Source organism: Streptomyces sp. FH025, from assembly GCF_017427025.1.
Lineage (GTDB): Bacteria > Actinomycetota > Actinomycetes > Streptomycetales > Streptomycetaceae > Kitasatospora.
Map to the genome: position 1 here is coordinate 1 of NZ_JAFLNG010000194.1, position 11,685 is coordinate 11,685.

General features: G+C 71.5%; 11 protein-coding genes. 3 read left to right on the plus strand and 8 right to left on the minus strand.

Annotated features, from left to right (window positions below; translation table 11 throughout):
• Together J0670_RS16115 and J0670_RS16120 are read left to right on the plus strand one after the other, a co-directional pair.
• Positions 1-441, plus strand: a 441-nt coding sequence (locus J0670_RS16115) for a MarR family winged helix-turn-helix transcriptional regulator (protein ID WP_243437084.1), incomplete at its 5' end; no start/stop codon positions are given.
• A 48-nt stretch (positions 442-489) separates the two neighbouring features.
• Positions 490-1,143, plus strand: coding sequence for a nitroreductase family protein (locus J0670_RS16120; RefSeq protein WP_207812268.1), 654 nt, complete (start codon positions 490-492; stop codon positions 1,141-1,143).
• 93 nt (positions 1,144-1,236) lie between these two features.
• On the opposite strand, the gene rodA is transcribed toward J0670_RS16120, so the two are convergent.
• The 8 genes from rodA to J0670_RS16160 form a co-directional block, all read right to left on the minus strand.
• A complete protein-coding gene (rodA, locus tag J0670_RS16125; RefSeq protein WP_207812269.1) occupies positions 1,237-2,436 on the minus strand; it encodes a rod shape-determining protein RodA in 1,200 nt (399 codons plus the stop codon).
• Entirely contained in the window at positions 2,433-4,733 is a 2,301-nt protein-coding gene (gene mrdA / locus J0670_RS16130; RefSeq protein WP_207812270.1) for a penicillin-binding protein 2, read from the minus strand. Before mrdA ends, rodA begins: the two co-directional genes overlap by 4 nt.
• A 57-nt stretch (positions 4,734-4,790) precedes the next feature.
• The gene (gene mreD, locus J0670_RS16135) at positions 4,791-5,432 is read right to left on the minus strand and encodes a rod shape-determining protein MreD (protein WP_207812271.1); all 642 of its coding nucleotides are present in this window, start codon (positions 5,430-5,432) and stop codon (positions 4,791-4,793) included.
• Positions 5,433-5,435: 3 nt separating this feature from the next.
• Complete coding sequence (mreC, locus tag J0670_RS16140; protein ID WP_207812272.1) at positions 5,436-6,377, minus strand: rod shape-determining protein MreC; 942 nt, start codon at positions 6,375-6,377, stop codon at positions 5,436-5,438.
• 95 nt (positions 6,378-6,472) lie between these two features.
• Complete coding sequence (locus J0670_RS16145; RefSeq protein WP_049648984.1) at positions 6,473-7,498, minus strand: rod shape-determining protein; 1,026 nt, start codon at positions 7,496-7,498, stop codon at positions 6,473-6,475.
• 343 nt (positions 7,499-7,841) lie between these two features.
• Positions 7,842-8,255, minus strand: a complete 414-nt coding sequence (ndk, locus tag J0670_RS16150; protein ID WP_196950248.1) for a nucleoside-diphosphate kinase — start codon at positions 8,253-8,255, stop codon at positions 7,842-7,844.
• A gap of 110 nt (positions 8,256-8,365) precedes the next feature.
• A complete protein-coding gene (locus tag J0670_RS16155; protein ID WP_207812273.1) occupies positions 8,366-8,716 on the minus strand; it encodes a DUF4233 domain-containing protein in 351 nt (116 codons plus the stop codon).
• Position 8,717: 1 nt separating this feature from the next.
• On the minus strand, positions 8,718-10,109 hold the full coding sequence (locus tag J0670_RS16160) for a folylpolyglutamate synthase/dihydrofolate synthase family protein (protein WP_207812274.1): 1,392 nt from the start codon (positions 10,107-10,109) through the stop codon (positions 8,718-8,720).
• 185 nt (positions 10,110-10,294) lie between these two features.
• Here J0670_RS16160 and J0670_RS16165 point away from each other — a divergent pair.
• On the plus strand, positions 10,295-11,685 hold a 1,391-nt coding region (locus tag J0670_RS16165), incomplete at its 3' end, for a glycosyltransferase (protein WP_243437085.1).

Here is an 11,685-nt window from a genome sequence, read left to right on the forward strand (position 1 = left end):
CGCCGCTACTTCGCCGCCCTGACCCGGGAGCGCCCCGACGTCGCGCTCTGCCGAGCCACCACCCTGGTCGCCCGCAGCATCGACGCGCAGCTCACCGACGGCCCGCTGACGGTGGCCCAGCACCTGGTGCTGAAGATGCTGGACGCCGTCGGCAGCTGCTCCCAGCAGGAGCTGAGCGAGCAGTTGCGGATCGACCGCAGCGTGATGGTCGGCTGCGTGGACGCCCTGGAGGACGCCGGCCTGGTGCTCCGCGAGCGCCACCCGCTCGACCGCCGCGCCTACGCCGTCACCCTCACCGCCGAGGGCCGCACCGCGCTCGCCGAGGCCGAACTGGCCATGGCCCCCGTCCTGGACCGCACCTTCGCGCCGCTCACCCCGCAGGAGCGGCAGACCTTGATCAGCCTCACCCGCAAGCTCCTCGCCCTGCCGCCGGCCGACTGACGCCTCACGGGCCCGGCCGCCCAGGGCGCCCGACCCCGGAGGCCGCCCGTGCCGTACCCCGCCCTGACCCCCGACGAGCTGCTCACCACCACCCGCGCCGTCCGCAAGCGCCTCGACCTGACCCGCCCGGTGGAGCGCGCGCTGATCGAGGAGTGCCTGGCCCTCGCCACCCAGGCGCCCACCGGCCGCAACCGCCAGCGCTGGGACTTCGTGGTCGTCACCGACCCGGAGCGGCGCGCCGCCCTGGCCGAGTTCTACCGGCTCGGCCTGGTCCGCCCCCGGCAGCGGACCGCCGCCACCGGCGTGGACCGCACCACCGGCGACCACCACCGCCGCGTCCGGCTCGCCGAGAGCGCCCAGCACCTGTTCGACCACCTGCACGAGGTGCCCGTCCTGGTGGTGCCGTGCATCCGGGTCGAGGACCGGCGCGAACTGGACACCCACGTCGGCCAGGCCAACACCTGGGGCTCGATCCTCCCGGCCACCTGGCAGTTCATGCTCGCCGCCCGCTCCCGGGGCCTCGGCACCGCCTGGACCACCGCGCACCTGCACTACGAGCGCGAGGCCGCCGCCCTGCTCGGCCTCCCGTACGAGACCGTCGCGCAGGCCGCCCTGGTCCCGCTCGCGCACACCCTCGGCACCGACTTCCGCCCCGGCCCCCGGGTCGCCACCGCAGACATCGCCCACTGGGACACCTGGTAACCCACAGGGCGCGGCGCACGCCCGCCGGACGCACCGCGCACGCGAAGGGGCCGGCCCGGGAATCCCGGACCGGCCCCTTCGGAGGACGGACGATCAGGCCGCTATCGGCCGCTGGCTGCGCACCGCCTGGAGCAGCCCGATGCCGATCCAGACCGCGAACATCGAGGACCCCCCGTACGAGACGAAGGGCAGCGGGATGCCCGCGACCGGCATGATGCCCAGGCACATCCCTATGTTCTCGAAGGCCTGGAAGGAGATCCAGGCGATGATCCCGGCCGACACGATCGTCCCGTACAGGTCGGTCGCCTGGCGGGCGATCCGGCAGGCCCGCCACAGGACCACGCCGACCAGCGCGATGATCGCCAGCGCGCCGAGGAAGCCCAGCTCCTCACCGGCGACGGTGAACACGAAGTCGGTCTGCTGCTCCGGCACGAACTGCCCGACGGTCTGCGTCCCGTGGAACAGCCCCTTGCCGGTCAGCCCGCCCGAGCCGATCGCGATCCGGGCCTGCGCGGTGTTGTAGCCGACGCCGTTCGGGTCCAGCTGCGGGTTGGCGAAGGCGGCGAAGCGGTCGATCTGGTACTGGCTCAGCAGCCCGAGCTTCCAGACCGCGATGCTCCCGCCGACGCCGATCGCGAGGATGCCGAGCACCCATCGGTTGGCCGCGCCCGAGCCGAGCAGGATGCCCAGCACGATCGCGGACATCACCATCACCGACCCGGCGTCCGGCATCAGCAGCACCAGGCCCATCGGCAGGCAGGCCCAGATCAGCCCCCGGAACACCGCCCGGTGCGAGGGGAACTCCCGCTCCCCCGCGTCCACCTGGTCCGCCAGCACGACCGCCATCGACAGCAGGATCGCCAGCTTCGCGAACTCGGCCGGCTGGACCGAGAAACCGCCGCCGAGCTGGATCCACGAGTGCGCGCCGTTGATGGTCGAGCCCAGCGGGCTGAGCGTGGCCATCAGCAGCAGCATCACGCCGACGTAGAAGAACGGCACGATGGTGCGGAAGCGCCGACTCCCTATCCCTATCACCACGGCGCACAGCACCAGCCCGACCACGACGTTGGTCAGGTGCCGGTACAGGAAGTACTGCGGGTCCCCGTGGGTCAGGTTGTCCCGTCCCCGGGTGGCCGACCAGACCAGCAGCGAGCTGCCGAGCGACAGGGCCAGCGCGGCCAGCAGCAGTATCCAGTCCAGCCGCCACAGCGGCGAGTCCTTGGCCAGGGCCTTGGAGACCCCGGTGCGCTGCGGGCTCAGCCGCAGCTGTCGGTAGGAGCCGTAGGAGCTCATGACCGCCCCCTTCCCGGGCCCCGGTTCGGTTCGAGTGCGGCGTCGGCCGCGGTGTACGAGGCCCGGCCGTCGGCCGGCGGCATCGGGTCGAGGAAGGTCGCGGCCAGGGCCGGACCGGACTGCGCCGAGGCGGCGTCGAACGGCACCGGGGCCTGGAGCACCGCACCGGTGGCCTGGTCGACGGCGTAGGAGGCCGGCTTGATGATCGCGGTGCCGTCCGGGTTGAACTTCGGCAGCTCGGCCTGCGGTGCCGGCAGCAGCGCCTTGCCGTTGTCGATGTTGCCCTTGTCGTCCACGCCGTACAGCGCCTGGTAGATCCGGCGGACCGCGTCACCGGAACCGCCGGAGCCGGTGCCACCCTGGCTTATCGTCATGACGACCGCGTAGTCCTTGCTGTACGTGGTCAGCCAGGAGGTGGTCTGCTTGCCCTCGACCTCGGCGGTGCCGGTCTTGGCGTGCAGCTCGATCTTGTTCTGCGGCCAGCCGGCCCCGGCGAACTTCCAGGCGGCGGTACCGCTGGTGATGACGCCCGCGGTGGCCTGGTCGATGTAGCTGAGCAGCTTCTGGTCGCCGGGGAACTTGGCGTCCTCGTGCGGGGCGATCTCGCGGACGAGGTCCCCGCTCGGGCTTATCACCGCCTTGGCGACGGTCGGCCGGTAGAAGGTGCCGCCGTTGGCCAGCGCCGAGTAGATCCGGGCCATCTGGACCGGGGTGACCAGGGTGTCGCCCTGCCCGATCGCGAAGTTGACGGCGTCACCGGCGCGCATCTGGTAGCCGTCGACGCAGTTCTCCCGGGCGATCTGGTCGGAGAAGCTGTTGCCGCCCTTCTGCGCCTGCGCGCACCAGGCGTCCTTGTTGTTGTCGTAGAAGGACTGCTTCCACTGCCGGTCCGGCACCCGGCCGGGGACCTCGGCCGGCAGGTCGATGCCGGTCTTGGCGCCGAGGCCGAACTCGTGGGCGGTCTTGAAGAACCAGTCGCCCGGGTCCTTCTTCGGCTTGATGCCGCCGTCCTTCATCCACTGGTCGTACGCCAGGCCGTAGAAGACGGTGTCGCAGGAGACCTCCAGCGCCTTCTCCAGGGAGATCTGGCCGAAGTTCTCGCTCTCGAAGTTCTTGAACTCACGACCGCCGATGGTCAGGCTCTTCGGGCAGTCGTAGTGGCCGTCGAGCGAGTAGCCGGCCTGCACGGCGGCGGTGGTGGAGACGACCTTGAAGGTCGAACCGGGGGCGGACTGGCCCTGTATGGCCCGGTTCAGCAGCGGGAAGTTGGAGTCCTTGCTGGTCAGCGACTGGTAGTCCTTGCCGCTGATGCCGCCCACCCACAGGTTGGGGTCGTAGGTCGGCGCGCTCGCCATCGCGACGATCCGGCCGGTGTGCACATCCATCACCACGGCGGCACCGGAGTCGGCCTCGTAGTTGCGGTTGGTGACCTTGTCGAAGGTCTTCCGGGCGTCGGCCATGGCCTGCGCCAGGTTGTCCTCGACGACCTTCTGCACCCGGGCGTCGATGCTGGTGACCAGGTTGTTGCCGGTCTGCGCGGCGACGGTGCCGGCGGTGCCGATCACCCGGCCGAGGTTGTCCACCTCCAGCTTGGTCACGCCGGCGGTGCCCCGCAGGTCGCGGTCGTACACCGACTCCAGGCCGGCCCGGCCGATCTGGTCGGCCGGCAGGTAGCGGTCCAGGCCGCTCTTGTCGGCGGTCTTGCTGACCTCGTCGTCGGTGACCGGCGAGAGGTAGCCGAGCACCTGGGCCATGTTCGCGCCCTCGACACCGGTGTAGCGGCGCAGGGCGGTGGGCTGCGCGGTGACCCCGGGGAAGTCCTCGCGGCGCTCCATTATCTGCATCGCCTGCTGGGTGGTCGCGTCCTTGGTGACCGGGATCGGCTGGTACGGAGAACCGTTCCAGCAGGGCTGCGGGGTCTTGGCGTCGCAGAGCCGGACCTTCTCCTGCACGTCCTTGGCGGGCATCCCCAGCACGTCGGCCAGCCGGCCCAGGACCGCCTTGCCGCCGTCCTTCTGCTGAAGCAGCGACGTACGGCTGACGGAGACCACCAGCCGGGTCTCGTTGCCGGCCAGGACCCGCCCGGAGGCGTCCAGGATCTCGCCGCGGACGGCCGGTTCGACCACCTCGCGGATGTGGTTGCCGGTCGCCTTGGCGGTGTACTCCTTGGCGTTGCGGATCTGTAGGTACCACAGCCGCCCGCCGAGGGTGGCGAGCAGCGACAGCACCAGGATCTGCAGCACCACCAGACGGATCGTCACCCGCCGGGTGCGGCCGGTCTCGGGGATGTTGCTCACGTCTCGTGCGCTCCAGGATGCGGGAAGGTCAGGAGGTCGGGGGCCGGGACGGGCCGGTTACGGGCGCCGGGAGAAGCCGGGCACGCGCCGCTTCTTGTAGGACGGGCCGGACGAGATGTCACGCGTGGTGCGGTAGCGGGACAGCGAGCCGAGGCCCGGGCCGCCCTCGTCGTCGTCGCTGGCGGCGGCCACCGGGTCGCGCCCGAAGCGGCGGCCGAGCATCATCACCAGCGGCACCACGAACGGGGCCAGCAGCAGGTCGTACAGCAGGGCGCTGATCACCAGGCCGCCGAGGCCGACGTGCCGGGCCGCGGTGTCGCCGACCAGGGCGCCGACCGTCGCGTACAGCAGGGTGGAGGCGATCGACGCGGCGCCGACCACCACCAGCGCGCCGGAGACGGACCGCTGGCGGCCGTACTCGGAGCGCAGCAGCCCGGCGGCGTAGCCCATCAGGCAGAGCACCAGCGCGTAGCGGCCGATCGCGTGGTCGGAGGGCGGCGCGAGGTCGGCCAGCAGGCCGGCCCCGAAGCCGACCAGGCAGCCGCCGGTCGGGCCGTAGACCATGGCCAGGCCGACCACGACCAGCAGCAGTATGTCCGGGGTGGCTCCCGGGAGCTGGAGCCGGCCGAACACGCTGACCTGGAGGATCAGGCCGAGCAGGATCAGTGCGGCGGAGACGGGGATGCGGGCGAGGCGCATGGCTCAGTTCCCCCCAGTGGGCTTGGCGGGCGTGGCGGCGGGCGCGGTCGCCGGCGGCTGGGCCGGCGCGGCCGGGGCCTGGGCGGGGGCCGGCGGCAGGACGGCGTCGCGAGGGTCGGCGCGCGGCGGCACGACCACCACGCCGACCAGGTCCAGCCGGGTGAACTGGACGAACGGCTCGACCAGGACGGTCTTGGTCAGCTGGCCCGCGTTGGCCTGGACCTCGACGACCTTGCCGACCGGGACGCCGGGCACGAACGGGCGGCCGCTCTGCGAGCCGAAGGTGACCAGCCGGTCGCCGGCCTTGACCTGCGCCTTTCCGTTGAGCAGGGAGACCTTCATCGGGCTGTCGCCCCCGCCGGAGGCGAAGCCGATCTCACCGCTGCCCTCCAGCCGGGTGCCGGCCGAGAAGCCGGGGTCGGAGGCGAGCAGCACGGTGGAGGTGGTCGGGGCGACGGTGGTGATCCGGCCGACCAGGCCCTCGCCGTTGATCACCGTCATGTCGCGGGTGAGGCCGTCGTCGCTGCCCGCGTCGATGGTGATGGTCCAGGAGAAGCCCTGGGCCGGGCCGATCGCGATGACCTGGGCGGCCTTGACGGTGTAGCCGCCGGCGCCGGCGGTGCGCAGCAGGTCGTCCAGTTGCTTGGTGCGCCCGGTGGCCATGTCGGAGGAGGCGAGCTTCTGCCGCAGTTCGGTGTTCTCGCGGGCGAGCTGGTCGGCGCGGCCGCTGTCGGTGGCGGCGTCGCGGAAGGCCCGGACGGTGTTGGCCACCGGGTCCACGACGGTGGCGGCGCCGCGCTCGACCGGGCCGAGGACGCTGGCGGCCGCGTGCCGGGCCGGGCCGAGCGGGGAGTCCTCACCGCCCTTGATGTCCACGGTGATGAGCGCGAAGGCGACGGCCACCAGCAGGATGAGCAGTAGCCGGCTCTCTCGTGTGTCCCTCACGGTGCTGGTACTGCCCCTTCGTACCTGGCGGCCGCCCGGGGCTGTGGGGCCCGGGCGGCGGCCCGTTCAGTTGAGTGTCGGATGTCGTCGGTGTGCTAACGGCGCGGCGAGGCGTCCAGTACCTGCTGGAGCGCCTCGAACTCCTCGACGCACTTGCCGGAGCCGAGCGCGACGGAGTCGAGCGGGTTCTCGGCGATGTGGATCGGCATGCCGGTCTCGCGGCGCAGCCGCTCGTCGAGGCCGCGCAGCAGGGCGCCGCCGCCGGTGAGCACGATGCCGCGGTCCATGACGTCGCCGGCCAGCTCGGGCGGGCACTGGTCGAGGGTGGTCTTGACCGCGTCGATGATGGCGTTGACCGGCTCGTCGATGGCCTCGCGGACCTCGGCGGCGGAGATGACCACGGTCTTGGGCAGGCCGCTGACCAGGTCGCGGCCGCGGATCTCGGCGTGCTCGTCCTTCTCGCCCTCCAGGCCGAAGGCGCTGCCGATGCTCATCTTGATCTGTTCGGCGCTGCGCTCGCCGAGGAGGAGGGAGTACTCCTTCTTGATGTGCTGGACGATCGCGTTGTCCAGTTCGTCGCCGGCCACCCGGATGGACTGGGCGGTGACGATGCCGCCGAGGGAGATGACGGCGACCTCGGTGGTGCCGCCGCCGATGTCGACGACCATGTTGCCGGTGGCCTCGTGGACGGGGAGTCCGGCGCCGATCGCGGCGGCCATCGGCTCCTCGATGATGTGCACCTGGCGGGCGCCGGCCTGCGAGGAGGCCTCGATCACGGCGCGGCGCTCGACGCCGGTGATGCCGGAGGGCACGCAGACGACGACGCGCGGGCGTGCGAGGTAGCGGCGGCGGTGGATCTTGAGGATGAAGTAGCGCAGCATCCGCTCGGTGATCTCGAAGTCGGCGATCACGCCGTCCTTGAGCGGGCGGATGGCGACGATGTTGCCCGGCGTGCGGCCGATCATCTTCTTGGCCTCGGCGCCGACCGCGAGGATCCCGCCGGTGTTGGTGTTGACCGCGACGACGGACGGCTCGTTGAGGACGATCCCCTTGCCCCTGACGTACACCAGCGTGTTGGCTGTTCCGAGGTCGATCGCCAAGTCGCGGCCGATGAACGACAGGTTGCTCGCCATGGGGTGTAGGTGCCTTCCCGGGCTCGGAGTTCATGGGGGTGGACGGATGCGCGCGCCCACGCTTGGGCGGAGACCAGCTGAGCTGCCTTACCGGGCCCTTGAGTCGCGTCCATCGTAGTCACGCGGCGCGGTGCGGACGTCGACGTGGGGCATACCGTCCATTGTCCGGAGCGTGATCGCTTCTCCGAGGATTGGGACGCCGTGTCGGCGCCCTCAGTTCCCTATTTCACGATAAGAATGCCCCGGCCGGGCCAATGGTCCCGACCGGGGCGGTACGAACGTCCTCCCGGGCGTGTCGCCCGGTCTCCCGGGCGGGTCTCCCGGCCTGGAATCAGGCGTGCGCCGGGAAGAAGATCTTGATCTCGCGCTCGGCGGACTCCGGGGAGTCGGAGGCGTGGATCAGGTTCTCGCGGGTGATCGTCGCGTAGTCGCCGCGGATGGTGCCGGCCCCGGCCTCCAGCGGGTTGGTGGCCCCGGCCAGCATGCGGATGCCGCGCACGACCTCCTCGCCCTCGACGATCAGCGCGATCGACGGGCCGGAGGTCATGAACTCCAGCAGCGGCTCGTAGAACGGCCGGCCGACGTGCTCCGCGTAGTGCTGCTCCAGCGTCGCCCGGTCGAAGGTGCGCAGCTCGACGGCGGCGAACCGCCAGCCGGCCTTGCGCTCGATGCGGCTGATGATCTCGCCGGCCAGGCCGCGGCGGACGGCGTCGGGCTTGAGCAGGACGAGAGTGCGCTGGGACACGGTGCGTCTCCTGGGGATTCGGTACGGCTGACGGTCGGGCCGACGGAGCGGGAGCCGACACGGCAGAGGTTACCTTGCGTACACGGCGTGTCGGCTCGCCGGTCCGGCACCTAAGCCTGTACGGCCACGGCCTCGGCGGCGGCGCGGGCGGCCTTGAACTCGTCGACCTTGCGGCCGTAGTGCACCGAGCACCACCACAGGCCGGCGAAGACCACGCCGAGGCCGAACATGGTCGGCAGGATGAAGCCGCTGGCGATCAGGCCGATCTGGAGGGCCCAGCCGATCTGCACCGCGCCGGGACGGTTGATCATGCCGCAGAGCACGATGCACAGGGCCATCGCGATGCCGGTGACGATCCAGACCGTGGCGGTCGAGACGCTGGAGAGCCGCATCGCGACCAGTCCGGCGAACATCGCCAGGAGCGCTTCGCCGATCAAGGTCGAGGAGCAGAGCGTCCTCATGTCACTTCCTCCCGAGCAGCAGGCGGGCCTCACCCACCGTGATGACCGAACCGGTGACCAGCACCCCGGCGCCGCCGAGGTCGCCCTCCTCCTCGGCCAGGGTGACGGCGGCGGCGATGGCGTCGTCGAGGCGGGGCTCGACCTGGACGCGGTCCTCGCCGAAGATCTCGACGGCCAGGGCCGCGAGCGCGTCCACGTCCATCGCGCGGTGGGTGGAGTTCTGGGTGATGACGACCTCGGCCAGGATCGGCTCGAAGGCCTCCAGCACGCCGGCCACGTCCTTGTCCCCGGAGGTGCCGATCACGCCGACGAGCCGGGTGAAACCGAAGGACTCGGAGATCGCGGAGACGGTGGCCTGGGCGCCGTGCGGGTTGTGCGCGGCGTCCAGGAGGATCGTGGGGCTGCGGCGGACGACCTCCAGGCGGCCCGGCGAGGAGACGCCGGAGAAGGCCTGGCGGATCTTGTCGACGTCGAGCTGTCCGCCGCGGGCGCCGCCGACGCCGAAGAAGGCCTCGACCGCGGCCAGTGCCAGCGCCGCGTTGTGCGCCTGGTACTCGCCGTGCAGCGGGATGAAGACGTCCTCGTACTCCTCGCCGCCGAGCCCGCGCAGGGTCACCAGCTGGCCGCCGACGGCGAGTTCACGGCGGATCACGCCGAACTCCATGCCCTCGCGGGCGACCGTGGCGTCCACCTCGACGGCCCGGCGCAGGATGGTCTGGGCGGCGTCCAGCTGCTGCTGGGCGACCACGGCGACGGCGCCGGACTTGATGATCCCGGACTTCTCGACGGCGATCTCGCCGGTGGTCTCGCCGAGCTTGTCGGTGTGGTCCAGCCCGATCGGGGTGATCACCGCGACGGCGGCGTCGATGACGTTGGTGGCGTCCCAGGAGCCGCCCATGCCGACCTCGACCACGGCGACGTCCACCGGGGCGTCGGCGAAGGCCGCGTAGGCCATGCCGGTCAGCACCTCGAAGAAGGACATCGGCACCGGCTGCGCCGCGTCGACCATCTGCACGTAGGGCTCGATGTCGCGGTAGACCTCGACGAAGCGCTCGGGGGTGATCGGGGCGCCGTCCAGGCTGATCCGCTCGGTGACGGTCTCCACGTGCGGGCTGGTGTAGCGCCCGGTGCGCAGCTCGAAGGTGTTGAGCAGCTGCTCGATCATCCGGGCGGTGGAGGTCTTGCCGTTGGTGCCGGTGACGTGGATGGACGGGAAGGACCGCTGGGGCTGGCCCAGGATGTCCATCAGGGCCTCGATCCGGTCGAGCGAGGGCTCCAGCTTGTTCTCCGGCCAGCGCTTGGACAGCTCCAGTTCGACGTCCCGCAGGGCGTCGCCGGGGCCGCCGTCGGCGGGGCGGAGGGTGTACGGGTTCGGGTCGGCCTTGTCGCTCACGACCACAGTCTACGGAGCGGCGGCGGCGCGTCCCCACGGGGTGAGAACGACCACTTTGCCCCTTCTTTGCCATGATCATCTAATTTACTCCCTTTACTATTGATTTAGCGAGTTTGAACCGCAATGAAGCATCGATTCGCAACCCACAGGAGCCGCCAGCCTTTGATCATGAGGAGCACCCCGCCATGCCTGACGTCATGCACGACTGGATCGTGCTCCGCCAGGACGCCATCGTCTGGTTCGCCGGACTGATCTCCCTGGCGCTCGTCGGCTACATGCTCCTCGTCTTCGGACGCTTCCTCGTGTACTGGGCCGGCTCCCGCCACGCCTTCCGGCACAACCGGCCCGCCGAGCCCGGCGACCCGTCCGCCTTCCAGTGGCACCTGGTCATCCCCTGCCGCGACGAGGAGTCCGTCGTCACCCAGACCCTGGCCGGTCTGCGGACCAGCGCGCCCGAGGCCCACCTGTGGGTGATCGACGACGACAGCGAGGACTCCACCCGCGAACTCGTCCTCGCCGCCGCGGCCCACGACCCGCGCGTCCACCTCGTCCAGCGCCGCCGCCCGCACGCCCGGATCGGCAAGGGCGCCGCGCTCAACGCGGCCTACCGCGAGATCTCCTCCTGGCTGCCCGAGTCCACCGACCGCTCCCGGGTGGTGATCGGAGTCGTCGACGCCGACGGCCGGCTCGACCCGGGCACCCTCGACCACGTCTGCAACCCCAAGGCACTCGGCCGCCCCGACACCGGCGCGGTGCAGATCGGCGTCCGGATGCGCAACGCCGACGACGAGCGCCCGCTGGCCGGCCGCGGCCGCACCGCCAACGCCTTCGCCCGCGCGCTCGTGCGGATGCAGGACGTCGAGTTCCAGGCCAACAACACCGGCATGCAGCTGCTGCGCCGCCGCACCGGCAGCGTCGGCCTCGGCGGCAACGGGCAGTTCGTGCGGCTCTCCGCGCTCGACTCGCTCACCGTCGAGGAGGGGCGGGCCGGCCGCCCCTGGCCCGAGCGCGCCCTGCTGGAGGACTACGAGTCCGGCCTCGACCTGCGACTGGCCGGCTGGCGGCTCACCCACGTCACCGAGGCCCAGGTCTCCCAGGAGGCCCTGATCTCGCTGCGCCGCTTCCTCACCCAGCGCACCCGCTGGGCCCAGGGCAACATGCAGTGCCTGCGCTACACCGGCCGGGTGCTGCGCTCGCCGCACTACACCCTGTCCGGCAAGGCCGAGGTGATGTACACCTTCCTGCAGCCCGTGGTCTGCGTGCTGCTGGTGCTGCTCTTCCCCCTCTCGCTCGGGATCACCGGCGCCGGGCTGGTGCTCTTCCCCGCCGAGACCGTCGAGTTCCAGCTCCGGTTCGGCCCGTGGATGCTGCTCGCCTTCGCGCTCGCCGCGCTGCCGATGGTCATCTGGGGCTTCGCCTACCGCAGGGCCGTCCACCCCGACCGCCGCCGGCTCACCGGGCTGCTCTGGGGCGTCCTGGTCTGGCTCTACGCCTACCACCTGTTCGTGGTCGCGAGCCGGGCCGCCGTACGGATGCTGCTCGGCCGCAACGGCTGGGCCAAGACCCGGCGCAACGC